Origin of the sequence: Pelotomaculum terephthalicicum JT, assembly GCF_022410535.1 — a bacterium.
Classification (GTDB): domain Bacteria; phylum Bacillota; class Desulfotomaculia; order Desulfotomaculales; family Pelotomaculaceae; genus Pelotomaculum_D; species Pelotomaculum_D terephthalicicum.
Map to the genome: position 1 here is coordinate 1 of NZ_JAKNBL010000029.1, position 24,088 is coordinate 24,088.

At 48.4% G+C, this 24,088-nt stretch carries 28 protein-coding genes, 5 tRNA genes and 1 other annotated feature; of the genes, 4 read left to right on the top strand and 29 right to left on the bottom strand.

Annotated features, from left to right (window positions below; genetic code table 11):
* The coding region (locus L9W92_RS13775; protein WP_240084333.1) for a hypothetical protein at window positions 1-191 on the top strand (191 nt) is incomplete at its 5' end.
* A 79-nt stretch (window positions 192-270) separates the two neighbouring features.
* Here L9W92_RS13775 and rplL read toward each other — a convergent pair.
* The 25 genes from rplL to radA all read right to left on the bottom strand — a co-directional run bounded on the left by rplL (window position 271) and on the right by radA (window position 18,143).
* Window positions 271-651: a 50S ribosomal protein L7/L12 gene (rplL, locus tag L9W92_RS13780; RefSeq protein WP_240084334.1), complete on the bottom strand. Its 381-nt coding sequence runs from the start codon at window positions 649-651 to the stop codon at window positions 271-273.
* Window positions 652-807: 156 nt separating this feature from the next.
* Window positions 808-1,335, bottom strand: a complete 528-nt coding sequence (gene rplJ / locus L9W92_RS13785; protein ID WP_240084335.1) for a 50S ribosomal protein L10 — start codon at window positions 1,333-1,335, stop codon at window positions 808-810.
* A 78-nt stretch (window positions 1,336-1,413) separates the two neighbouring features.
* Window positions 1,414-1,554 (bottom strand) — a sequence feature (ribosomal protein L10 leader region).
* A gap of 41 nt (window positions 1,555-1,595) precedes the next feature.
* Window positions 1,596-2,294: a 50S ribosomal protein L1 gene (gene rplA / locus L9W92_RS13790; RefSeq protein WP_240084336.1), complete on the bottom strand. Its 699-nt coding sequence runs from the start codon at window positions 2,292-2,294 to the stop codon at window positions 1,596-1,598.
* A 65-nt stretch (window positions 2,295-2,359) separates the two neighbouring features.
* On the bottom strand, window positions 2,360-2,788 hold the full coding sequence (rplK, locus tag L9W92_RS13795) for a 50S ribosomal protein L11 (protein WP_240084337.1): 429 nt from the start codon (window positions 2,786-2,788) through the stop codon (window positions 2,360-2,362).
* A gap of 26 nt (window positions 2,789-2,814) precedes the next feature.
* A complete protein-coding gene (gene nusG, locus L9W92_RS13800; RefSeq protein WP_240084338.1) occupies window positions 2,815-3,342 on the bottom strand; it encodes a transcription termination/antitermination protein NusG in 528 nt (175 codons plus the stop codon).
* 55 nt (window positions 3,343-3,397) lie between these two features.
* The gene (gene secE / locus L9W92_RS13805) at window positions 3,398-3,769 is read right to left on the bottom strand and encodes a preprotein translocase subunit SecE (protein ID WP_240084339.1); all 372 of its coding nucleotides are present in this window, start codon (window positions 3,767-3,769) and stop codon (window positions 3,398-3,400) included.
* Between the two features lie 107 nt (window positions 3,770-3,876).
* Window positions 3,877-4,026: a 50S ribosomal protein L33 gene (gene rpmG, locus L9W92_RS13810; RefSeq protein WP_240084340.1), complete on the bottom strand. Its 150-nt coding sequence runs from the start codon at window positions 4,024-4,026 to the stop codon at window positions 3,877-3,879.
* 244 nt (window positions 4,027-4,270) lie between these two features.
* Window positions 4,271-4,347 (bottom strand) — tRNA-Met (locus L9W92_RS13815).
* A gap of 296 nt (window positions 4,348-4,643) precedes the next feature.
* Window positions 4,644-4,889, bottom strand: coding sequence for a hypothetical protein (locus L9W92_RS13820; RefSeq protein ID WP_240084341.1), 246 nt, complete (start codon window positions 4,887-4,889; stop codon window positions 4,644-4,646).
* A gap of 142 nt (window positions 4,890-5,031) precedes the next feature.
* Window positions 5,032-5,107 (bottom strand) — tRNA-Thr (locus tag L9W92_RS13825).
* Window positions 5,108-5,262: 155 nt separating this feature from the next.
* Window positions 5,263-5,338 (bottom strand) — tRNA-Met (locus L9W92_RS13830).
* 35 nt (window positions 5,339-5,373) lie between these two features.
* A tRNA-Thr gene (locus L9W92_RS13835) sits at window positions 5,374-5,449 on the bottom strand.
* A gap of 158 nt (window positions 5,450-5,607) precedes the next feature.
* Window positions 5,608-6,252, bottom strand: a complete 645-nt coding sequence (gene sigH / locus L9W92_RS13840; RefSeq protein WP_240084342.1) for an RNA polymerase sporulation sigma factor SigH — start codon at window positions 6,250-6,252, stop codon at window positions 5,608-5,610.
* Window positions 6,253-6,463: 211 nt separating this feature from the next.
* The gene (locus L9W92_RS13845) at window positions 6,464-6,976 is read right to left on the bottom strand and encodes an NYN domain-containing protein (protein ID WP_240084343.1); all 513 of its coding nucleotides are present in this window, start codon (window positions 6,974-6,976) and stop codon (window positions 6,464-6,466) included.
* Window positions 6,954-7,715 carry a 23S rRNA (guanosine(2251)-2'-O)-methyltransferase RlmB gene (rlmB, locus tag L9W92_RS13850; RefSeq protein WP_240084366.1) on the bottom strand — a complete coding sequence of 254 codons (762 nt, stop codon included), beginning with the start codon at window positions 7,713-7,715 and terminating at the stop codon, window positions 6,954-6,956. Before rlmB ends, L9W92_RS13845 begins: the two co-directional genes overlap by 23 nt.
* Before the next feature lie 83 nt (window positions 7,716-7,798).
* Window positions 7,799-8,623 (bottom strand): FAD-dependent thymidylate synthase, encoded by an 825-nt coding sequence (locus L9W92_RS13855; protein WP_240084344.1) that lies wholly within the window; start codon window positions 8,621-8,623, stop codon window positions 7,799-7,801.
* 2 nt (window positions 8,624-8,625) lie between these two features.
* On the bottom strand, window positions 8,626-9,084 hold the full coding sequence (locus L9W92_RS13860; protein WP_240084345.1) for a Mini-ribonuclease 3: 459 nt from the start codon (window positions 9,082-9,084) through the stop codon (window positions 8,626-8,628).
* Complete coding sequence (gene cysS, locus L9W92_RS13865; RefSeq protein WP_240084346.1) at window positions 9,066-10,526, bottom strand: cysteine--tRNA ligase; 1,461 nt, start codon at window positions 10,524-10,526, stop codon at window positions 9,066-9,068. The genes L9W92_RS13860 and cysS overlap by 19 nt, the downstream gene beginning before the upstream one ends.
* 241 nt (window positions 10,527-10,767) lie before the next feature.
* A complete protein-coding gene (gene gltX, locus L9W92_RS13870) occupies window positions 10,768-12,267 on the bottom strand; it encodes a glutamate--tRNA ligase (protein WP_248286047.1) in 1,500 nt (499 codons plus the stop codon).
* Window positions 12,268-12,320: 53 nt separating this feature from the next.
* Window positions 12,321-12,797: a 2-C-methyl-D-erythritol 2,4-cyclodiphosphate synthase gene (ispF, locus tag L9W92_RS13875; RefSeq protein WP_240084347.1), complete on the bottom strand. Its 477-nt coding sequence runs from the start codon at window positions 12,795-12,797 to the stop codon at window positions 12,321-12,323.
* A 326-nt stretch (window positions 12,798-13,123) separates the two neighbouring features.
* The gene (ispD, locus tag L9W92_RS13880) at window positions 13,124-13,825 is read right to left on the bottom strand and encodes a 2-C-methyl-D-erythritol 4-phosphate cytidylyltransferase (RefSeq protein WP_240084348.1); all 702 of its coding nucleotides are present in this window, start codon (window positions 13,823-13,825) and stop codon (window positions 13,124-13,126) included.
* Complete coding sequence (locus L9W92_RS13885; protein WP_240084349.1) at window positions 13,818-14,960, bottom strand: PIN/TRAM domain-containing protein; 1,143 nt, start codon at window positions 14,958-14,960, stop codon at window positions 13,818-13,820. Before L9W92_RS13885 ends, ispD begins: the two co-directional genes overlap by 8 nt.
* 135 nt (window positions 14,961-15,095) lie before the next feature.
* Complete coding sequence (locus L9W92_RS13890) at window positions 15,096-15,572, bottom strand: CarD family transcriptional regulator (RefSeq protein WP_240084350.1); 477 nt, start codon at window positions 15,570-15,572, stop codon at window positions 15,096-15,098.
* A 134-nt stretch (window positions 15,573-15,706) separates the two neighbouring features.
* Entirely contained in the window at window positions 15,707-16,783 is a 1,077-nt protein-coding gene (gene disA, locus L9W92_RS13895) for a DNA integrity scanning diadenylate cyclase DisA (protein ID WP_240084351.1), read from the bottom strand.
* A gap of 10 nt (window positions 16,784-16,793) precedes the next feature.
* Entirely contained in the window at window positions 16,794-18,143 is a 1,350-nt protein-coding gene (radA, locus tag L9W92_RS13900) for a DNA repair protein RadA (protein WP_240084352.1), read from the bottom strand.
* A gap of 210 nt (window positions 18,144-18,353) precedes the next feature.
* On the opposite strand from radA, the gene L9W92_RS13905 reads away from it, so the two are divergent.
* The gene (locus tag L9W92_RS13905; protein ID WP_240084353.1) at window positions 18,354-18,548 is read left to right on the top strand and encodes a DUF6485 family protein; all 195 of its coding nucleotides are present in this window, start codon (window positions 18,354-18,356) and stop codon (window positions 18,546-18,548) included.
* 13 nt (window positions 18,549-18,561) lie between these two features.
* Here the strand turns inward: L9W92_RS13905 and L9W92_RS13910 are convergent, their stop codons facing one another.
* The gene (locus L9W92_RS13910; RefSeq protein WP_240084354.1) at window positions 18,562-19,398 is read right to left on the bottom strand and encodes a DUF2889 domain-containing protein; all 837 of its coding nucleotides are present in this window, start codon (window positions 19,396-19,398) and stop codon (window positions 18,562-18,564) included.
* 176 nt (window positions 19,399-19,574) lie between these two features.
* On the opposite strand from L9W92_RS13910, the gene L9W92_RS13915 reads away from it, so the two are divergent.
* Window positions 19,575-19,847 carry a transcriptional regulator gene (locus tag L9W92_RS13915; protein WP_240084368.1) on the top strand — a complete coding sequence of 91 codons (273 nt, stop codon included), beginning with the start codon at window positions 19,575-19,577 and terminating at the stop codon, window positions 19,845-19,847.
* 239 nt (window positions 19,848-20,086) lie between these two features.
* On the opposite strand, the gene L9W92_RS13920 is transcribed toward L9W92_RS13915, so the two are convergent.
* The 3 genes from L9W92_RS13920 to L9W92_RS13930 all read right to left on the bottom strand — a co-directional run bounded on the left by L9W92_RS13920 (window position 20,087) and on the right by L9W92_RS13930 (window position 23,041).
* The gene (locus L9W92_RS13920) at window positions 20,087-20,782 is read right to left on the bottom strand and encodes an acetate--CoA ligase family protein (RefSeq protein ID WP_240084355.1); all 696 of its coding nucleotides are present in this window, start codon (window positions 20,780-20,782) and stop codon (window positions 20,087-20,089) included.
* Window positions 20,772-22,223 carry an acetate--CoA ligase family protein gene (locus L9W92_RS13925; RefSeq protein WP_240084356.1) on the bottom strand — a complete coding sequence of 484 codons (1,452 nt, stop codon included), beginning with the start codon at window positions 22,221-22,223 and terminating at the stop codon, window positions 20,772-20,774. The genes L9W92_RS13920 and L9W92_RS13925 overlap by 11 nt, the downstream gene beginning before the upstream one ends.
* 741 nt (window positions 22,224-22,964) lie before the next feature.
* Window positions 22,965-23,041 (bottom strand) — tRNA-Arg (locus L9W92_RS13930).
* Window positions 23,042-23,186: 145 nt separating this feature from the next.
* On the opposite strand from L9W92_RS13930, the gene L9W92_RS13935 reads away from it, so the two are divergent.
* On the top strand, window positions 23,187-24,065 hold the full coding sequence (locus tag L9W92_RS13935) for a glycosyltransferase (RefSeq protein WP_240084357.1): 879 nt from the start codon (window positions 23,187-23,189) through the stop codon (window positions 24,063-24,065).
* The last annotated feature ends 23 nt before the right edge of the window (window positions 24,066-24,088 follow it).

A 24,088-nucleotide genomic window follows, 5' to 3' on the forward strand; every position in this document is an offset into this window, starting at 1 on the left:
ATTTCTCAGTTTTTCATGATTCCTGCCCTTCAAACCCTTATTCCCCGTTTTATTTTGGGGTAAAATCTTTTTTTTTGTTCCTTTCAACCCTTGTACGCTCTGGCTTCTCAAACATCGCAATTAGCTCTGAAGAAAAGCAGCAGGAGCCAGGAGTCAGCATTCAGAATCTCATTCTGACTCCTGGCTCTTAACTCCTCCTGAGCAGTTGCATCTCCTTAACGGCAACCACTAAAAAGGGGCCGGAGCCCCTTTTGTGTTGCTTCCAGCTGTCTACTTGATTTCCACAGTGGCGCCGGCTTCGGTGAGCTTGGCTTTTATTTCTTCGGCCTCTTGTTTGTTAATCTTCTCCTTGACCGCCTTGGGCGCCGCATCGACCAGATCCTTGGCTTCTTTCAGGCCAAGAGCGGTGATTTCCCTGACAACCTTAATCACGTTAACCTTTTTATCGCCAATAGCGGTAAGAATTACATCAAATTCAGTCTGCTCCTCGACTTCAGCGGCGGCTGCGGGAGCTGCTCCAGGGGCGGCGGCAACAGCCACCGGGGCGGCGGCGCTAACCCCGAACTCCGTCTCAAAAGCTTTGACCAATTCGGACAGCTCCAGAACAGTCATGCCTTTTACTGCTTCAAGAATCTCTTGCACTTTAGACATTTGCGTAAACCTTCCTTTCAATTAAGAAATCTTTTAATATTTTCAGGTGTTTAGAATTAAGCAGTCGGTCTTCAGAATATTTCGCTCCGATTAACCATCATCTCATGCTGACTCCCGGCTTCTGAATTCCGAATCCTGAGTCGTGGCATAATCCGGCTAAGCTTCACCGGCGCGCTGCTGGCGAACCGCCTCCAAAGTGTAAACAAAACTGCGGATAGTTCCTTGAAGTACACCTGCAAAACCATAAAGCGGGGTTTGCATGCTACCCAGTATCTTAGCCAGAAGCACCTCACGCGGGGGTAAATCAGCCAGATTTTTAATACCCTTGGCGTCGATGACTTTTCCTTCCAGAATCCCGGCCTTAATATCCATCTTTTTAGTTTCACGGATAAAATCGACAAGTATTTTGGCAGGCGCCACCGGATCTTTGCCAAAGGCAATCGCCACGGGACCCTCCAGGTACTGTTCCACACCCTCAACGCCAAGGCGTTTGGTAATTAAACCGGTCAGGGTATTCTTCGCCACCTTTAATTCACAACCTGCTTCCCGCAGCTTCCGGCGCAGTTTTGTGGCCTCAGAGACATTCAAGCTACGGAAATCGGCAAAGATCGATACTGTAGAGCCTTCAAATTTTTCTTTTAACTCTGAAAGAATTTCTTCCTTTTTTTCTTTGGTGATAGGCACTCTTTGATAACACCTCCCTTCTGAGCGGTTGGTAGTTAGTAGTTGGCAACCAAATATTCTAACAACCAACAACAGACAACCAACAACCAAAATGGCCTCTGCAGACAGAAACACAGAGGCCACGTTATTTATACGCGGGGGAAAAGGCCTCGGCCGGCGGCTTTTCTAGGCCATTATGCAAATTGCACCGGCTGTCTACAGCTTATTATTTATTTTTTAGGTAAGCCCGCAGGCCGCCATATCTATAATCATATGGAACGCTAGAGAGAAGCTTTTTGGGTATTAACCCTTACTCCCGGCCCCATGGTAGACGACAAAGAAATGCCTTTGAGGTACTGGCCTTTAGCCGAAGCAGGCTTGGCCCTGTTCAGGACATCTAGCAAAGTGCGCAGGTTTTCCTGCAGCGCTTCGACGCTGAACGAAACCTTACCGATCGGAGCATGAATAATACCTGCCTTATCCACCCTGTACTCGATTTTACCAGCCTTTACTTCCTGCACGGCCCGGGTGATGTCAAAGGTGACGGTTCCGGTCTTGGGATTGGGCATCAGGCCGCGGGGACCCAGAATCCGTCCCAGCTTGCCCACGGTCCCCATCATATCCGGGGTTGCGATAGCCACATCAAACGCCAGCCAGCCTTCTTGCTGAATTTTAGCCACCATATCTTCCGCACCTACAAAATCAGCGCCTGCTTCTTCAGCTTCCTTAGCTTTATCGCCTTTTGCAAACACCAGCACGCTGCGTGTTTTGCCTGTTCCATGCGGCAGTACAACCGCGCCACGCACTTGTTGATCGGCATGCCGCGGGTCCACACCCAGACGGATGGCTACCTCAACAGTTTCATCAAATTTTCCGGGGGCTGTTTTTTTTACCAGCGCAAGCGCCTCGGCCGGTTCATAAGCCGCGCTGCCGCCAATTTCCTTTAATGCGCTTAAATACTTCTTCCCATGTTTTGGCATTATGTTTTTCCTCCTTGTGGTTTTAGCGGAAATGTTTCCTCCCACTTACCCTACGCATTAACTTGTCAACCTTCTACGATCTCAATACCCATGCTGCGGGCAGTGCCCTCAACCATCCGCATCGCCGCCTCCACATCGGCGGCGTTTAAGTCGGGCATCTTTATTTCAGCAATCTCACGGACTTTAGCGCGAGGGAGTTTCGCAACCTTTTTGCTGTTAGGTTCACCGGAAGCCGTTTCAATCCCCGCCGCCTTCTTTAGCAGGACGGCCGCAGGCGGAGTTTTGGTGACAAAAGTAAAGGAACGATCTTCAAAAACAGTAATCTCCACCGGGATGATCAAACCCGCTTGAGCAGCGGTACGCTCATTATATTCCTTTACAAAAGCCATGATATTTACTCCGTGCTGTCCCAGAGCCGGCCCTACCGGCGGCGCCGGGGTGGCTTTGCCTGCCGGAACTTGCAGTTTTATTATGGCAGACACTTTTTTCGCCATCTGCATCCACACCTCCTGTTCAATAGTTATGATGTTTTCTCTATCTGACTAAAATCCAGTTCAACCGGGGTTTCCCGTCCAAACATGGAGATTAATACTCTTATTTTTTGTTTTTCCGTGTTGACATCTTCAATTATCCCGATAAAGTTTTCAAACGGGCCGGAAATTACGCGGACATTTTCACCTACGGAAAGAGTAATCCGCGTCCGCGGCTCGTCAACTCCCATCCTTCTGATAATCTGCCTGGCCTCGTCGTCATTCAAAGGGATAGGTTTTGAACCTGAACCCACAAAACCTGTCACTCCGGGGGTGTTGCGCACGACATACCAGGAATCGTCGGTCATAAACATCTCCACCAGCACATACCCCGGAAAAACCTTCCGCTTGGAGATTTTCTTTTTGCCGTCCTTTATTTCAATTTCATCTTCCATCGGCACGAGTATGCGGAAGATCTTCTCTTCCATACTCATTGAATCGATCCGTTTTTCCAGGTTTGCTTTTACCTTATTCTCATAACCGGCATAGGTATGTACGACATACCACTTCTTCACCATAAAATACAAGGGACCTTTTTCTTAGTCTTAGGTCCCTCACCCCCTTAAAGAAAAATTATCTTGGCAAAAACTGTCCCAGGACCCTACTCATAATTTCGTCAAACAACCAAATCAAACTGCCTACGATTACTACCGCCAATAATACCACCGCAGTATATGCAACAACCTCCCGGCCGTTAAGCCAATGGACCTTTTTTAACTCATTCAGCACTCCACGCAGAAACTTCTTTATCTGTTCAACCCGGTTCACTTTGTCTTTTCTGACAATAATCTTGCCGGCATCCTTTTTTACCAACACTTTCTTTTCCTTGCTGGCCGCATTTTCTTTGCTGGCCGCAATTGTATTCTTTGACTGCTCTTTCGGGCTGGTTTCTTTTTTGTAAGTCTTTTTTTTATTGTTGCTATCTTGTTTTTTCATCAATGCCATAAAACGCCACATCCTTAACTTTTATCTCAAACGCGCCCGACCTGAAATAATACCGGCGTATACCATCAGACCAGAATGCGGCTGTGATTTCAAAAGATAGCCGTTAGCTACCTGGTTTCCTTATGCAAGGTATGGGTCTGGCAAAACCTGCAGTACTTCTTCATTTCGATCCTGCCGGGATCGTTTTTCTTATTCTTCATGGTAGTGTAATTTCTACGTTTACACTCAGTGCAAGCTAATGTAACACCTACTCTCACAAAAGCCACCTCCCCCAAAACTAAAAAAAAATTCTACCCCTTTTTGAGAATTAACCTTACTGAATTTATCACAATTAAATGACCGTGTCAATAGCTTCCCCGCACACCCTAGTCGTATTTTAACAAACTTTCTGGCTTATTATACCATGTGTTGTCTTTATCATCATCACGGGCGGCAAGCGGGAAAAACATGATTCCCCAAATGAAAAATAAAAACCAGTGATCATATCACCGGTTTTTTCTTTGGTAGCGGCGCAGGGACTTGAACCCCGGACACCACGGGTATGAACCGTGTGCTCTAACCAGCTGAGCTACGCCGCCATATTAAGACATTAAAAATAATATCAAAAACCAAATTCCCTGTCAAGCAGAACGATCATTATTTAACCTTTCCTACCTCGTGGCAGTTCTGTTTCTTCTAAATTTTAAGACCAAAAGACGACAAAGGCATAAAGAAAAGAGCCCGAAGGCTTTTTAATGTTTTACTTGTAACTTTTAAATTTCTTAATTAATTTTTCCCAAATATCATATTTCATCATTGGTGTGCATAATTTACAATTTTCAGGATACATAAGACTCAAACAATTAAACTCCTGATTATTTAATGCTTTTTCTGTTCAGTAAAATCCTTCCTTCTTTTCATTAAAATCAAATTCAATCTTCACGTTCTTGTTAACTCTATCGCAATAAAATCTCATTGCATTTTTCATACCTTTTATCACTCCCTTACTTGCTACATTCGCCGGAAGGGATGATAGTTCCTGCAATGCAATAAAATAAACAAGGCCGCTAGTCTCTCCTCCTGTCCTACCAACCTGGAGGCAAACCGTTTTTATGCTTGCCGGTGATTGGGAAGCAGCCATCAAGCCGTATAGGAAAAAAGTACCCATTAAGTCTTATTAAAAATGAAGATTCATAAAAAAACGCGCTAAAATTTGAAAATGACACCCCTAAAAAACCGCATAAAAAAAGCCCTTAAACCCTTTCAGTTAAAGGACTTCTTTCTGGAGCCACTAATCGGGATTGAACCGATGACCTCATCCTTACCAAGGATGCGCTCTACCTACTGAGCTATAGTGGCAAAATATACGCCGCATTCTTTAAACACATAAATCTTCACTATCAACCTAGCCGCATATCGTAGTTTAGCATAGTTCAGAAACGCATGTCAAGCCCCGGCATCCCGTTCGTCTATAAAAATAAAAAACCCGCAATCACTTGCGAGAATAGCTCATCTGGTTGCGGGGAGGGGATTTGAACCCCTGACCTTCGGGTTATGAGCCCGACGAGCTACCAGCTGCTCTACCCCGCGATGATAACTAACACCTGACCTGGAACCAGCGATTGTGGAGCCGGCGATGGGACTCGAACCCGCAACCTGCTGATTACAAATCAGCTGCTCTGCCAATTGAGCTACGCCGGCAGTGACACAATAAACATTATAAGTGATTATCCTGCCCCTGTCAACACCGTGCCGGCAAAACAACAAGATTCTCCCGCCACGGCAAAACCCACTCAACCGGCAACATTCATCGCATATGTTAATAACTGGGCAGTTGACTAATTATTTGATTATTTGATTCAGACTTCCCGCTTTTCCAGATAACGCTCCAATTTACGCTTAACTCGCTGTAAAGCGTTATCAATGGACTTGACATGACGTTTCAAGTCTTCAGCTATTTCCTGATAAGATTTCCCTTCCAGGTAGGACATCAGCACTTTCCATTCCAGCGAGCTGAGAATCTCACCCATTTTTTCTTCTATATTGTCAAATTCCTCTTTGGATACAATCAACTCTTCAGGATCCGCAATTTTGGAACCGGAAATAATGTCCAGCAAAGTACGGTCAGAGTCTTCGTCATAGATCGGCTTGTTTAAAGAAACGTAGGAATTTAAAGGAATGTGCTTTTGTCTGGTCGCTGTTTTGATGGCGGTAATAATTTGCCTGGTTATGCATAACTCGGCAAAAGCGCGAAAAGATGAGAGCTTGTCCGCCCGGAAGTCCCTGATAGCCTTATACAAACCAATCATGCCCTCTTGGATAATATCCTCCCGGTCTGCCCCGATTAGGAAGTAGGAGCGGGCTTTAGCCCGGACAAAATTTTTATATTTATTAATTAAAAATTCCAGCGCGTCATCGTCACCTTCACGGGCAAACTCCACTACCTCCTCGTCAACACTTAGCTGATACACGTTCAGAATTTCCCTTTGGGCTTGAAGACTCACATTATCCCCCCGCTCTGTATCTATCACCGACGTAAAAAACAAAATACCTCTCCCGCTTCTGATAATAAAGTCCGGTCCAATACCCGAAACTATCTTTTATTTCCACTGGTTAAGGTATAAAATAATTATGTTGTCCCATTCCTTTACCATACTATTATAGCGAAGGGGTGGAAACTCGTCAAGGAGAATTAAACAAGCCCGGCATTGCCGGCTACCCCTTTTCCCTGCGCCACCTTTCCAGCTTCAAGCGCACCTTTTCCAAAAGCCGGTTCTCCAGATAACTGTCCGCCGGTTTGGACCCCGACCACAGTTCTTCACTTTCCAGTTTAAGATGGTTAACTTGCATACGCAACTCACCTGGAGTAATGCGGTAAGCCCCCCGGCCAAAAATAATGCCTTGTTCAGCCCAGTCCGACGTGGCCACATACACCAGTCCTTCTTTGGAGAGGTCTCCGGCCAACCGCTCGATCAAAGTGTCGGCTGTCTCTCCCTGCTGAGTAAAAACAACTTCCACACCGTCGATAATTTCCGCTTTATCAGTAATATTTTTTTGTTTGTAAGCGTCAAAAACCACTATGACTTTTTGTCCGGAGAGAGACGAATAATCGGCCAGGATGGCCACAAGCTTTGACCTGGCATAGTCAATGCTGGATTCTTTGAGTTTTTCAAACTCAGGCCAGGCGAATATTATATTATAGCCGTCAACTATGAGATACTCCCTCATGCTTCAAGGCCTTTCTCCTCTGCCGGATTACTTCGTAGACGAGCAGGGCGGCGGCAACGGAAGCATTCAACGAATTAACCTGGCCGAACATCGGCAACCGCACTAAAACATCACACCGGTCTTTCACCAGCCGGCCCAGCCCCTTGTCCTCACCGCCGATCACCAGCGCCAGCGGCCCGTCCAGCGGGACATCCCAGAACAGCTCCTGCCCGCCCGGCTCGGCCCCGATGAGCCAAATCCCTCTTTTTTTCAAAGTATCTATTGTTTGGGCAATGTTGGCGACTCTGGCCACAGGCACGTGCTCAATCGCCCCGGCGGACGACTTGGCCACGGTGGGGGTGAGCGGCGCGGAACGGCGGCGTGGGATAATCACCCCATGCACACCCGCAGCGTCCGCTGTGCGCAGGATCGCCCCCAGATTATGAGGATCGCTGATTTCATCGAGCAGAAGTAAAAAAGGCTCCTCGCCCGGCCGTACCGCTTCGATGATTTCTTCAACCGCCACATAGGCCTTGGGCGCCACCAAAGCGATTACCCCCTGATGGGCGGTTTCCTGCACAAACTTGTTCAGGGCTTGTTTATCCACTTTTTGCACGAGGATACCCTTTTCCCTGGCCAGGGCGAAGATCTCCCGCAAAGGTCCTGCATTGCTCTCCTTGACCATCATTATCTTGTTAACCGGCCTGCCGCCCCGCAAGGCTTCACGCACCGGGTTGCGGCCCGCTATAACGTCGTCCAGGTGGATCGCCCCTTCGTAATCAGTAGTCAGGAGCCAGGAGTCAGAATGAAAAATTCTCTTTAGTTATTCTGACTTCTGACTACTTATTTTTTTCTGCTGGCTTCCTTCAGTAATTTCATTGCTTCAGATTTAATTATAACCTTCCCCCGGCAGTCTTCGTGCTGCATTTCATTCTCAGGACAATAACCTAGAACCTTGCAGTTCGGCCCGGCATTAACAAACAAATCAGGCGCCGCCGCTTTGCATAGTCCCAACATTTTATTCGCCAGATCCCTAATTTCATTTTGCGCTCTTTTGCAGCAACGGATGCTGAACCAATCAGATAACGCATGCGCGTTCATACCTATGATAGCTTTAAATTCTGTCGCTTGAGGTTTTAAATACCGCAAGTCCTCTTCCGGAAACCCGTTTTTTACTCCGGCTTCATACCAATTTTCTATAATATCCAGAACTTCATCCACGCCAACAGCATAGTTTAGTTCAACCTCTTCATCAGGCAGATAATTCCGCAGGGGTGTTCCATCAGCAAGAGTCAACGCCTTTACGGGAACTTTATAATTAATCCTATTATTCTCAATACTTTTTGGTATAACTATGTCGAACGATCTTTTTCCCTCTTTATTCAAACGTCCGGTTTTAATCATATACGAAGCTATTCTTTTTCTAACCAATTGGATTTCTGTTACCCGGGCAAAACCCTCTATCCCAAAAAGAAAATAATCGAATTCAACAGCTGCTTTATGTCCACTGTTCACAATCCTTTGAACCAATTCCTTTGAGTAGGGCCTGGCGATAATCTCATCTAAAGATTTCTCAGAGCCGACAAACCTGGCGGCAATATCCGTATAAATTTTTCCCCCGCCGGCAATAAGCTGAACATGACCTTCACCAACATAACTTTTATTCAAGCTTATTCACTCTCCCATGGCACTTCTTCGCCCGCTGCTTCCAGCGCTGTTTTGATGATTTCACCAAGCCGGTGCGAGTCCCCTTTTAAATAAAGGTAGCCGATCAGGCATTCCAGAGCGGTGCTTTGCCGGTAGGCGATTACCCCGGCGCTGCGGGGAATGTGCGGAGATTTGGCGTTCCGGCCGCGGCGCGACACCGCCGCTTCTTCCTCGGTCAGTTTGCCGTCCAGAGCGCGCAACACCCTGGCTTGCGCCGCGGCATTAACATATTTAACCGCTTCTTTGTGCAGCCGGTTTACTTTAACAGTACCGCACCCTACAAGATGATTGCGCACCGCCAGCTCGTAAACGGCGTCCCCGATATAAGCCAGAACCAGCGCCGGCAAATCGCCCGGGTGTTCGACACTTCCAATTCCTAAGTCCTTAAAGTTTAACAGCAATCCTATCCCTGCTTTTTCCAACGGACTCCCTGCGGGGTATCCTCCAGAATAATGCCGAGCTCTTTAAGCCCGTCCCTGATCCGGTCTGCTGATGCCCAATCTTTCTTCTTACGGGCTTCCTGCCGCACCTCGATAATCAAGTTTATGAGCCCTTCGGCCAAACCCGTGCCGTCCTCCGGCACATTATCCAGGATTATTTCACCTGTGTTTTGGTCAACTTTGAAAATTCCCATCACTTCATTAAATGAAATGAACAATTCCTTTGCTTTCAATAAAGCCGCACGGTCCGCAGGCGATAATTTCCCTCCCAGACGCTGGACGGCGGTGTTCACTTCTCTGATGAGGTCAAAAATAACACCGATGGCCAGGGCAGTGTTAAAATCGTCGTCCATAGCCGCCTCAAACGAGCTTTTTAAAGAATCCAGCACAGCGCTGAACTCCGCGGTTATTCCCGTTTCCCCTTCTTCCTGGGACTTGCCCAGGGCTTCGGCCAGCAAACGCAAGCCGGTTTTGATTCTCTCCAGGCCCCGCCCCGCGGCGGTCAGTTTTTCGTCGTCGAAATCAAGCGGGCTGCGGTAATGGGTGGACAGCAAAAAAAAGCGGACTAATTCCCCGGGATACTTCGCCAAAATGTCGCGCACCAGGAAAAAGTTGCCGAGAGACTTGGACATTTTCTCCTCGTTTACGGTAATGAATCCGTTATGCATCCAGTAGCGGACAAAAGGCTCGCCGGTAGCCGCCTCGCTTTGCGCTATTTCGTTTTCGTGGTGGGGAAAAATCAAATCAAACCCGCCGCCGTGGATATCGAAATTTGAACCGAGGTATTTCAGGGACATGGCGGAACATTCAATATGCCAACCCGGCCGCCCTTGCCCCCAGGGGCTGTCCCATGACGGTTCGCCCGGTTTGGCGGATTTCCAAAGGGCAAAATCCATCGGATCGCGTTTCCGCTCGTCCACGTCAACACGCGCCCCCGCCTGCATGTCCTCGAGACTCCGGCCGGATAGCTTGCCATAACCGGCAAATTTCCGCACCTCAAAATAAACATCGCCGTCAACCACGTAAGCCGACCCGTTTTGCACCAGCTTATCCACCATAGCGATGATTTCCGGGATGTGCTCGGTTACCTTCGGGTTTTTATCCGCGCGCCACACATTCAGGTTGTCCGCGTCTTGATAATACTCAGAGATGTACTTGCCGGCCAGTTCAAGAGGGTTTACCCCTTCCTCCCCGGCGCGCTTGATAATCTTGTCATCCATATCAGTAAAATTTTGCACATATGTCACGTCATAGCCTTTATATTTTAAATAACGTCGGACAGTGTCAAAAAATACCATCGGCCGCGCGTTGCCCAGATGGATGTAGTTGTAGGTAGTGGGACCGCAGACATATATGCCGACCTTGCCGGGTTCCCGCGGCTGAAAGGTCTGCTTGCGCCTGGTAATGGTATTGTAAACCTCCATCGTCCGGCCTCCTTCCAAAAAATTAGTATTCAGGAGTCAGGAGTCAGAATTCAGAATGTTTGGGAACGATAGCATTTTCTCGTTTCGATTACTGAACACTGACCATTCACTTGTTTCATTCTCTTCTATGATACGCAGGATAAAGTAAGAGAAGTTACTATGCAGGTATTCAGAATTCAGGAGACAGAATTTTAAATGTTTAGAGACGATAAACCTTTCTCTTATTCTGACTCCTGACCAATTATTTACCCGCGATCATTTTTAACGCCCTGTCAAGGCGGCTACAAATTTTATCCTTGCCGAGGATGACCATAACTTGACTGAGGTCGGGGCCGTGGGTGCTGCCGGTCAAGGCTACCCGCACGGGCATAAAAACCTGCTTGCCCTTGGCACCGGTTTCTTTGCCGGCTCCTTTTAAAACACTCTTTGCATCGGCTTGGGTCCACTCGCCGCCGCCGGCCACTTTTTCACGCAAGGCGGCCAGTACGGCCGGCACCTGCTCTCCCGCCAGAACCTCTTTCGCCTCTTTCTCTTCCGCCTCAACCACGTCCGCGAAAAAGAACGCCACATGATCGGTAATCTCCGATAGGCAGGTAAGGTATTCCCTGACCGCGTCCACCACCATTTTAACCCATGCGTATTTTTGTTCGGACAGCGGCGTGCTGATATACCCGGCCTTTTCTAAATAAGGGATGGCTAAATCCGTTATTTCCCCCAGGGGAGCCTGCCGGATGTAGTGCCCGTTCAGCCAGTTCAACTTATCAAGGTCGAACACGGCGGGGCTTTTAGCTACTCTCTCCAGGGAAAACTGCTGTTTCAACGCTTCCATGGTGAGAATTTCCTCTTCCCCCCCGGGCGACCAGCCCAGGAGAGCCAGAAAGTTGTCCAGCGCCTCGGGCAAGTACCCTTTTGCCTGATACTGCTCAACCGCTGTGGCGCCGTGGCGCTTGCTCATTTTGCTCCGGTCCTTCCCCAGAATAAGCGACACATGGGCGAATTCGGGCGGTGACCAGCCGAGAGCGTCGTAAAGCAAAATCTGCCTCGGAGTGTTCGGCAGGTGCTCTTCCGCGCGGATCACGTGACTTACCGACATTAAATGATCGTCAACAACCACCGCGAAATTATAGGTGGGGATACCGTCGGACTTTAAAATAATAAAGTCGCCGATACCGTTGCACTCGAAAGAAACGTCCCCGCGGACAAGATCATTGACGTTGATCACTCTATTTTCCGGCACCCGGAAGCGGATCACAGGCTTCCGGCCGGCAGCCTCCAGCCGGACCCTTTCTTCCGGGGACAAGCTGCGGCAACGGCCCAAATATCTGGGCATTTCACCCTTCTTCAAGAGAGCGTCCCTCGCCGCGGCGAGTTCTTCCTCCGTGCAATAACAGCGGTAAGCGCAGCCTTTTTGCAGGAGTTGCTCAACATACTCCCGGTAAATATCCAACCTTTCGGTTTGCCGGTAAGGTCCGTGCGGCCCCCCGACTTCCACTCCCTCGTCCCAGTCCATGCCGAGCCAGCGCAAGGCGGCCAGAATATTTTCCTCCGATTCCCTGGTGGACCGCTCCATGTCGGTATCTTCTATCCTTACAATGAATGTACCGCCGTAACGGCGGGCAAAAAGCCAGTTGAACAGCGCCGAGCGCGCCCCCCCGATGTGGAAGGGACCGGTAGGGCTGGGCGCAAACCGCACACGAACGGATGACAAGATCAGTTCCTCCTTGTTAACATGCTCTCCCATAATATATTGCCGCTTTTCACGCGCAATAATTGTAGCTTATTATAACACCACATTCAGCGGGCTGGCAACACCAGGGCTATCGCGTAAGCGGCAATGCCGCCGCCTGTGCCGGTAAACCCGAGCCCCTCGGTGGTGGTGGCCTTGACATTTACCCGGCCGGGCTCGATAAGCAATGATTCTGCCATTCTTACTTTCATCTCGCCGATGAAAGGTGCCAGTTTAGGCGCCTGGGCAACGACCACGGAATCAATATTCCCCACCGTCAATCCTTTTGCCGCAAGCACGTGCCCGACTCTGGACAACAGGTTCAGACTGCTGATCCCTTTATATTGCTGGTCGCTGTCCGGAAAATGCCTGCCGATATCACCTTCCCCGGCAGCGCCTAACAAGGCGTCCATCACGGCATGCGCCAGCACATCCGCGTCGGAATGTCCCAACAGACCCTTTTCATACGGAATATTCACACCGCCCAATACCAGCGGCCTGCCCGCCACCAGCCGGTGCACATCATAGCCAAATCCAACCCGCAACTGCTTACCCCCCTGAACAAAATATCTAGGTGACCTTTGGGTATATATAAACGGCGATTTTGAGGCCTAATTAAAAGAGCGAGTGAGCCCGAGGATAAGTGAGGGAACTGTTTGAGCGAGAGAAGCGAGCGAGTTTGACCAAATCCGAGGGCGATAGAGCTCGCGGCTGAGGAAAGGGGACACACCTCCCTAACGGGCCTATATTTAGGGTCGGAGGAATGTCCCCGATTATATGGCCGAACATGAGCCGTGTTATATGGCTCGCATCATTTCCTAAGCAAGAACAAAACCGCCGCTAATATATGCCTCGCCGGATGCCGGCTTACTCAGCCACTCGCGCGCCTGGCCTTGATTATTGCGGACGCGACAAGCAAATCCTCCGGTGTGGTAATCTTCAGGTTTTCGTAAGAACCGGCCACAATTTTAACCGGCCGCCCCAGCATCTCAACCAGCCCGGCATCGTCTGTGCCGGTATATTTCATCCTCATCGCCCTTTGGTGCGCTTCAATAATCAATTGATGGCGAAAGGCCTGGGGCGTTTGAGTCAGCCATAAACGCTCCCGCGGCAGCGTCTCCGCGACAAATTCCTCCTCGCCGGCCAGTTTCACCGTGTCTTTCACCGGCACCGCCAGGGTTGCCGCGCCATATTGCGCGGCGCCTTCCACCACCGCCGACAGTTCCTCCGGCCTGAGCAGCGGCCTGGCGCCGTCGTGGATCACCACGATGCCCGTATCAGCGGAAAGCGCCAGGAGGCCGTTGTAAACAGACTCCTGGCGCTCACTTCCACCTGGTACAATAGCTGCGACTTTACGAATGCCCAGCCGCTCAACAATCGTGCGGCGACAATAAGTCTCTTCTCCCGGACTTGCCACCAGGACAATGTCATGAACGACCGGACTGTCTGCAATCACTTTTAACGTATGACCAATTACCGGAATTCCCTCTAATTGAAGAAATTGCTTCTTCACAGCCAGACCCATCCGCGCTCCGCTGCCGGCAGCCGGCACTACCGCCGACACTTTAACCAATAACGTTCACCTCATTGTAATGGCCCGAGCCGGATTCACCTTTTCTTTCAAACTTTGGCCTGGCAAAAATCATCCGCCCGGCGGCCGTCTGAAGCACACTGGTCACCAATACCGACAAGGTCTGGTTCATATAACGCTTACCGCCTTCCACCACGATCATCGTACCGTCGTCAAGGTAGGCCACTCCTTGTCCAATCTCTTTCCCGTCCTTGACAACCTGGACAACCATTTCTTCACCCGGCAGCACAACCGGTTTGATGGCATTGGCCAACTCATTGATATTTAAAACTTTTACACCCTGCAGTTCCGCTACTTTATTTAAATTATAGTCATTCGTAATAATTTTGGCGTTTAATTTCTGGCCCAGTTTAACCAGCTTGGAATCCACCTCAAGCACGCTTTCAAGCCCGCGGTTATTATCATAGATCTGTACCTTGATATCCAGTCTTTTTCTCATTTTATTCAAAATATCCAGGCCCCGCCGTCCCCTGTTCCGTTTCAGGAGGTCGGAGGAATCCGCAATATGGCGAAGCTCATCAATTACAAAAGCAGGTATGATTAATGTCCCTTCAATAAAACCGCTTTCACACAGATCGGCAATTCTGCCGTCAATAATCACGCTGGTATCAAGTATTTTGGCATTGCTGCTGCGATTATCCGGCTTGGAACCGCGCTCCTTGCCGAATTTGGGAAAGCTTGAAAAAAGGGCGAGCAGATCTTCCCTCTTTTTAATCCCGATACTCAAGCCGAGGTAGGACAGGAGCAACGTGATCAGCAGCCAAATCACCTTGCCGATTGGGCCCATATAGGACAGAATAGAACCCATCAAATTAGCTATTATAAGTCCGGTAATCAAACCAACCGAACCCATCACCAGATCCTGGGTCGGCGCGCGTTGGAGATATTGTTCAATAAACACAGTCAGCCGGACGGCGCCGCGCATGAGCAGCGGGGAAACCGGGATGCCGGCGAACAAACCAATTAAAGTTGAAAGACCGATTAAACCGAATTTGAGCTGCTGGGGAAGATCGTTTATAAAAGCAACCAAACCGCTATTAATCAAGCTCATGCCGGCAGCGAAGCCCAGTCCGGTAAAACCAGCCACGAGAACGATATATATGATCTTTTTAACCATTTTTCCACCTCCTTTCGCAAAATATTACTTATACAGTATAATAATATTATATAGCTTATAGCATTGCCGTTTCAACCGCAAACATTACCGGTTTATGGGAAATAAAATAAATAACGCCAGCGACAACTGACGTTATCAAGCGAAGGCGCCATCAAGCAAAGATTGAGCTTTATCCTCCTCAAGTTCCGTGGCGAGCACCAGCTCGCTTATCAGAATCTGCCTGGCGTTTTCCAGCATCTTTCTTTCACCGGAAGACAGCCCTTTTTCCCGATCTCTCTTAATCAGGTTGCGCACTACTTCCGCAACCTCGTAAATATTGCCGCTTTTTATCTTTTCCAGGTTGGCGCGGTATCTCCGGTTCCAATTGGGAGACATCGCCGAAGACTGTTCGCGCAGGATGTGAAAGACTCGCTGCACCCCTTCCCGGTCAATTACCTCTCTTAAACCCACTCCCCCGCCGTTGGCTATAGGAATCATCACTTTCATATCACCAACCGGGAGCCGCAGTATATAATATTGCCGTTTTTCCCCCAAAACCTCTTTTTCCTCAATGGCCTCAATAACCCCGGCGCCGTGCATCGGATATACCACTTTATCACCAATTTTGAACAAGGCGCTATCCTCCTTCGAATATTTCCCATGTATAAATTATAGCATAGAGTCTAGCCCCTGTCAAATAAACTATAATTTTAGCATAGCCGTACGGCACTGTCAACATGTTTGGGCTGATAAAGCATAAAATTTTCTTATCTGTGACGTTCCTGCATCAACTGCTCGTGATAACGGCTCAATCCTTCCTTAATCGATCTGGCGCGGACCTCGCCAATACCTTCGACATCATCCAATTCTTCTATTGTCGCAATCAGAATTCTTTCCAAGGTGCCGAAGGTTTTTACCAGATTATCAATAACCGGCAATGGCAGCCGGGGTATTTTTTCCAGAACACGGTATCCCCGCGGGGAGACATGCTGTTCAAGAATACTGGCGCTGCCGGGATAGCCCAGGGCACGGGTGATCAACGACAGGTCCAGCAGGTCCTCCGCCGGCCAGCTGCCGATAATGTTCAGGATATTTAAAGGATGCTTTTCCCCGGCGCCGGTAGCGTAATCCTGAATAACCAGCAGTCCTTCCTCTTTAACGTTGACCGTTAATTCTTCTTCCTGCATGGTAATCAAACGCCCCTCGACGCCCAGTTCGCTGATATACCTTTCAATTTCATTGACCACGCGCAGAACCATTTCCGTCCGTTGAATGGCCTTGGCCACATCATAAAGCATTACCGAATCCTCAAATTCAAGAATACTAAGCCCCACCAGAACCTTATTCAAAACCGAACTGTATTTCTCCAAGGTTTGGATGGCCTGGTTCGCCTTGGCCAAAACAACGCCCAATGCGCCTAACACGTATTTTAAATTTCCTTGATACACAGTGATCACACCACGGCGCTGGGAAATTGCTATAACCATGTTTCCGGTTTGTTTAGCCGCCCTTTCGGCTGAGCGGTGGCGAATGCCTGTTTCGCTCGAAGGCAGGTTCTGATTGGGGATTAACTGAGTGTTAACCCTTAATATTTTTTTTGCGTCACTGCTGAGGATAATCGCACCGTCCATTTTTGCCAACTCATACAAGTTGGCCGGGGTATAATCGGCATTAACATAGAATCCGCCTTCCGTTATTTCCATTACTTCCGGTGAGTCCCCAAGAACAATCATCCCGCCTGACTTGGCCTTTAAAATATTATCCAGACCTTCACGCAGCATAGTTCCCGGCGCCACCGCGCGCAGAACTTTCAACAGCTTATCTTCATATTTCTCTTCCTTCAATTATTCCACCTCACAGCTTGATAGCCACTTCCAAGGCTTCCATCAGCGTACCCGCCCGCAAAACCTGGGCTTCCGTCATATTTTGAATTTCGCTTTGCGCGGACAGCAAAAAACGGCTGAAACCCAGCTTATAAGCCTCGTTCACCCGCTTCGCGGCACCCGGCACCGGGCGAAGTTCTCCCGCCAGGCCGATCTCACCAGCCGCGGCGAGACCGGATTCCACCGGAACATCCCGAAAACTCGAAGCCAGAGCCAAGGCAATACCCAGGTCAACCGCAGGCTCATCCAGTTTAACCCCCCCAACCGCATTCACATAAATATCATTACTGCCAAGGTTCAATCCAACCCTTTTCTCCAGCACAGCCGTGATCAGGGCCACCCGGTTGTGATCCACGCCGGCCGTCATCCGCCGCGGCACGCCATAACCGGCGGGGGACACCAGCGCCTGTATTTCAACGAGCAAAGGTCTCGACCCCTCCAGACTCGACACTACCGCTGTGCCGGGCACACTCCCGCCAAGATGATGGCTTAGAAAAAGCAGCGAAGGGTTGGCCACCTCAACCAGTCCCTGGCCACGCATGTCAAAAACACCTATCTCATTGGTAGACCCAAATCTGTTTTTTACCCCTCTGAGAATGCGAAACGACTGGTGCCGGTCGCCCTCAAGATAAAGAACCGTGTCCACCATATGCTCAAGAACGCGCGGGCCCGCCAATAATCCCTCCTTGGTCACATGACCGACCAAAAAGACGGATATTCCGGTAGTCTTGGCCAGACGCATCAACTGCGCGGTACATTCACGCACCTGCCCGACGCTACCGGGAACTGAGGCAAGCTCGTTCTTAAACATTGTTTGTATGGAATCAATAATTGCCACGGGGGGGTTAACATCACTAAGATGCCGCTCAATTAAATCAATATCGGTTTCGGCAACCAGCAATAAGTTGGGTGACAAAGCCCCCAGCCGGTCGGCCCTGATCCTGATCTGCCGGACCGATTCCTCACCGGACACATAAAGCACCTGCAGCCTGTCGCTAAACCGGTAGGCAATTTGCAGCAGCAGGGTAGATTTGCCGATGCCCGGGTCGCCGCCGACCAGGATTAAAGAACCCGGAACCACTCCGCCCCCAAGAACACGGTCCAATTCACCAATCCCTACAGGCAGCCGTTCCTCTTCCAGGGCGGAAACTTCCGTCACCGGACTCGGAAGAACCCCTTTGCCGGGGGCAAGGCCGGCAACCGGGCGACTGCTCAATTCTTCCACCATACTGTTCCAGGTACCGCAGCCGGGGCAACGCCCCAGCCAGCGGGTCGATTGATGTCCGCACACTCCACATTGAAAAAAAGACTTGGCACGCATGGGAAAAGCACCCAGTTCTGTTTTTAATTATTAATTATATCATCCGGGGCACTCTATAACAAGGAAACATTAGAGAAAAATCGACAAATAATAACTTTCGGTTAAATAACAGCAGGGATTAGACATAACGTTATAGAAGATATTAAAATCCAGCGCAAACTTGTGGATGCGATACCCGCCCGCCGAGGCGATCTGCAAAGGAGGATTTCCATGGAGTGCAAACAGGAAAAAAACAAGGAATATTGCAGTTGCACTTACCAAACGTGTTCAAGAAAAGGGCTTTGCTGCGAGTGTATCAGCTATCACCGTGAACACGGCGGAGCGCCGGGCTGCTTATTCCCGCCGGAAGCGGAAAGAACATACGACCGCTCCCTGAAAAAACTGGCCCGTTGCTTCCGCGCATAATTGGCCAACCACATTATTTTTCGCCGTTTATCCCCAGGGATACCGTCACTGCTTTACCAATTCCGTGGATAAGATCAACCAGATGATTACAACCCTGGGGTCCGCCCACCAATTCCCCGATTTCTTTCTTTTCCATACGGGCGATCTCTTTCCCAATAAGCTTAAACACATGCTCTCTGTTCTCAAGGCAAACCTGGTCCGGAGCCCTTAAGAAATTCCCCGCACAGTCAATAATTGCCCCTTTATCGTTTAGATCAACACGTACGCCCAGTTCATGGAACGAGTCACTGAAACTCCCGGACGCGGTTAAATACCTGTCGTCACGGCGGCAAACCCGGCAGTGCAAAAACCGGTTAAAAAGGTTTCCCGCGCGATGATAATCGCCGATATAATCAAACCACCTGCGCGCGATACGCTCCAGATTGCTGTAGTAACGGCATACGTTTAAATATATTTTGTCCCAGTAATCCTCGTAAGCCTTGGCGGACGGGTAACCTCTGGCGATAAAAATAAAGGTCTCAGCCTGTATTATACCCTTGACGCATTCCGCCAGCAATTCTCTCGGCAAACCGCCCGCCTCATCACCAGCCGCGCGCCGCAGGAACCCGCCGGCGCTAAAATAGGCCTCTACCCCGGTAAGTTCAGGAAGCTCCTTGCCGCCGTTCATACTATTGCCCGGCGAACGGTAGACATCCCACCGCGCATCTTTTATCCGGAAGCTTTTGAGGTCGGCAACCAGCCTGCCCACCGCTTCAAAATCGGTGCTGATCAAAATGCTTTCGGCCAGCAATTCATCACCGTGAACGACCTTGACAGTGGAAAAAGAACTGCTTTGGTATAGGATTTCCATTATATTACCTCCTCTTTTCTCGAACATTGAACAGAACATCATTTATTATTTATTGTACAACGATTGCTATTATTTTGATAGACTGCCAATTGCACACAAAGTTGTTGCGGTAAACCTTTCCAATGTTTAATTAATTGAGTAAATGACCATACTATCAATAATACTTACGAAAGGAGATATATGCGGTGTCACTAACAGAGTACTTTAACGGCGTGCAAAAACGTCTACCTGAAGAAGCGGAAAGAGTAATCAGATCCTTGGAAGACAGCGGCCCTATGAATAAGGAAGATTTATCGCTTACCGCTAAAGTAAAAAGAGCCGTGTTAGACCATGTGGTCATGCAGCTTTACGCACTTGGTATTGTGGATGTCAGCACCGAAGGGAAAAGCAAAATATGCAGCCTGACGAAGTTAGGTTATGAATTTTCCAGCTTAAAGGATGCCGTTTAGAGGCATCCTTTTTCTATACCAAAATCTTTGATTCTCTTGGGTTCATTTCCTGTCTACCGGCATTTTTAAAGGGAAGACTTAATCTTTCGTCCTGTGAATGTTGAGTACTTAATTACATTTACCCAAAAAAATTCCTTTTGTCATAATTAGTCACTTTCGTGTTCTAAACTAATTATGCAAAAGGAGACAAATAAGGGAGATACGCGTGGAAAGGTTATTATTGGCAGTGGACACAAGCGTTAGCTCACTAATATCACGCGCGCATCAACTGCCAAACATTGATCAGGATAAGCTAATACCGGATTGAAATCCAGTTCATAAATCTCCGGTATTTCTTCAAGCAACTTACCGGTATGTATAATGAGATCCGCTAACGCCTCAATGTCGCAGGGTTGATTCTGTCGAACACCCTGCAGAATCTTATATATCTTAGTTTCTTTAATCTGTCTCAATGCCTCTTCTCTATCGAGTTGCGCCAACCTGAAAGATACATCTTGCAACACTTCAATTAATATTCCGCCGGCCCCAAACATAACCACCGGTCCAAATTGCGAATCTCGCAGACCGCCAACAGCTACTTCCACACCCTGAGGCATTGACTTTTGAACAATCACTCCATTTATCTCAGCGCCCGGTACCTTGTTACGGACGTTTTTAAGCATGGTTTCATACGCATTTTTAAATTGTTCCCCTGACTGAATACCGGTAACAACACCACCTGCGTCAGTTTTATGAATTATCTGCGAGGATACTACCTTGATCACCACAGGAAAACCTATAGATTTAGCGGCGTTTATCCCTTCTTCCACATTTGCGACAAGCCTGAACTGTGGACAAGCTATTCCAAACTCACCGCAAACATGGTAAGCTTCCGGTTCTAACAAGTGACTCCTTCCTGTCTTCAAAACATTTTTAACGAACTTTTTATAATCCATAATCTAACCTACTTTTCCTCCACTCACTATGCCATACCATGTTCGCCATAACGGAAGCAGCCACATCAGGAAATTCCAAAGTAGGTATACCTCCACGCTCAAAGAGACGTCTTAGTTCAGCAACATGAGATCCGAACGTAAAAACGTTGAGCAACGGCTTCCTCTTTTCTTTGGAAAATGAATTATACGCCTTGAGGATGTGTTCGACAAGCTTTTCGTCGCTGAAAAAAGCTGGTGGTGTGATCAAGTAGATCAGCCCATCAACACCTTCATCCGCGAGAACTGTTTTAATAACCTCTTCATGCAACTCCTCGGTGACAGATGCCGTCATATCCACATAACCTTGAGGCTCATCAACAGCAGCAGTGTGAGCTAGTATTTCTTTTAAATGAGTTTTGGTGTGATCAGACAAGCAGGCCATTTCCACAACACCAGTGGCTAGCAAAGCGTCTATGCAAATCGTTCCCGGACCGCCAATACCCGTGAGCACACATATCCTCTTCCCCCGGGGCAACGGCTGCTTGCTTAAAGCACAGATAGTATGGTAGAATTCCGCTACAGTAGCGGCTCGAATAATTCCAGCCTGGCGGAACGCTCCATCATAAATCTTGTCGTTGCCGGCAACCGCGCCTGTGTGACTGCGTACCGCTCCGGATCCGAAGGCTGTTCGCCCGCTTTTAAAGACCACTATCGGTTTCGTTTGCGAAACCTTACTAGCCACTTCTATAAAGCGTCTTCCCTGCCTAATTCCTTCCATGTACACGGCAATAACTTTAGTGTTTTCGTCTTCGCCCAAAAATTCCACTACCTCATCCATATCCACGTCGGCCATATTACCCACTGTGAGAAACTTGCTGAGGCCGAAAAGCTCCAGATCTTTGGCCCACATGAGAAACGAGGCGGCGAACGCGCCGCTTTGGGAAACGACGGAAACCCCGCCTTTAAGGTACGGCGGCAAATCAAATGTGGTATTAACACCACTGTATTGATCAGCGATTCCCAGGCAATTTGGCCCAATCACACGTATGCCGCGGGCTTGTAAAGGTTCCAGCATGGCCTTCTCTTTTGCCAGGCCCTTCGCCGAACCCCCTTCACTAAATCCAGCTGAGACAACCACTATACCGGCTACGTCTCCTTTTTCGTCCCACCGGCGGGCTATCTCCCGCACAATATGAACACATTCATCCGCGCCGACAATCAACACAACTAAGTCCAGCCGGCCAGGGATATCCAAGATGTTCTTATAGCACTTGAGGCCTTCGATTGTTGTTTGCGTAGGATTAACCGGATATATTTGTCCATCGAAATCCATTGCTTTTGCGTTCCGTACGATTTGGTTGCCTAGCCTGCCGGGCCTGGGCGACGCCCCGACAATGGCAATACTCCTGGCGTTGAACACGCCACTCAGACTACCTTTAGTTACTTGGCTGGCAACTCTCATTATCGTTTCCTCTGATTCTTCGCTATATAGTAATAACCATGTTTCGTTACATTTACGCTCTGCATACATATTCCAAAACTAGTTTATTGCAATTTTCATTCCACACAACTAAGCGCATAGCATTTTTCTTAATTTATTTTTTTTTTATTAGAGTTTATTTAGAGTTTATTTCAGTCTTTGCGGGAATTATTTTAGAGACAACCTTAATAAAAACAAAATTAACTTAATATAAAACATATGCCATTTCACAATACTTACACATATTAATGCCTGTATAGTATTTATCCAATTGTCCTATAATCATACAGCCAATCATACACCGTATCATTATAGGACAATTGCCCAACTTCTATAATAAAAACAAAATTAACTTAATATAAAACATATGCCATCTTACAATACCACACATATTAATGCCTGTATAGTATTTATCCAATTGTCCTATAATCATACAGCTAATCATACACCGTATCATTATAGGACAATTGCCCAACTTTTAAGTGGGGTCTCCCACTCGATGCTGTACAAATTTTAACATCCATGCATAGTCGAGACTCCCGAAGAAATTTTTCAAATCTGCTTCTAGAACCCAGGCCTCCCCGGGTAAGAGCGTTATCTTTCTCTCCATCTACCCGCCCCATTTACTCTTGGCAGCCTTCGGTAGCAAGGACTTTGTTTTGATTGGCAAACTCGTCCAACTAAAAAAGCTTCCGGCATAAAACCCGGAAGCTTTGATTTTCCTGGCGCGCCCGAAGAGATTCGAACTCCCGACCTTCTGATCCGTAGTCAGACGCTCTATCCAGCTGAGCTACAGGCGCAAATTATTCTCTTTTCCACGTTGCAATATATTTTAACAAAATCATTATGGTTAGTCAAGCTATTGCTTTGTCGTGTTTTTTGCTTAGTCGCTTTTTCCCACTCCGCTTAATAAGTTATAATAAAAAACTTCGGGCGGGTGTTCTTATGGAAGCATCAATAATTATCCCCTGTAAAAATGAAGGCGCAAATGTCAAAATGACTATAGACTCAATAATTGCAGCCGCGCCAGGCAATAAAGACGAAATCATCGTCGTGGACGACGGTTCCACAGACGGCTGCTGCGCATTTCTGCAAGAGAGTTCCCTCTATCGGAAAGTTAATTACCTCCCCGCTCCGGGGTTAGGGGCCGCACGGGCGCGAAACCTCGGCGCTTCGGCAGCTCACGGCAAATACCTGATCTTTTGCGACGCGCATATAACCGTACCGGCAAACTGGCCGCGCGTCCTCCTGGATACTTTTTCCCGGCACCTTGAAGTTGACGCTGTTTCGCCGGCCATAGGCTCTTTGAAAAACCCGGCGGCGGCAGGCTACGGGCAGACCTGGAACAAGCGTCTGGAAACCGTCTGGCTGCCGCCGCCCGCTAATCGGGAACTGACAAGCGTACCTCTGTTGCCGGGGGGATGCCTCGCTATCCGGGCCGAAGCGTTTCACCAAGTAGGGGGATTCGACAGCGGCTTTATTGTTTGGGGATATGAAGACGTTGAAATCTCACTTAAACTGTGGCTCTTCGGATACCGGTTATATGTGAACCCATCAGTTAAAATACTGCATTTGTTTCGCAATAAACATCCCTACCCCGTAACATTTGATCATGTGCATTACAATCTGCTGCGCATGGCTTACTCTCATTTCAATTATGACCGCATTAAGAAAATCCTTGACTTGGTCAGCTCCCCCACCCGGCTAAAAAAAATTGTCAGCAGAGTGCTGCGCGGCGGCGCCTTGGAACAGCGGCTTGCTTTTTTCACCCGGCGGAGATTCGACGACGACTGGTTCATGCGCCGTTTCAGGATAGATTTTTAAAGAATTTCTGTTCATAAGCCAAA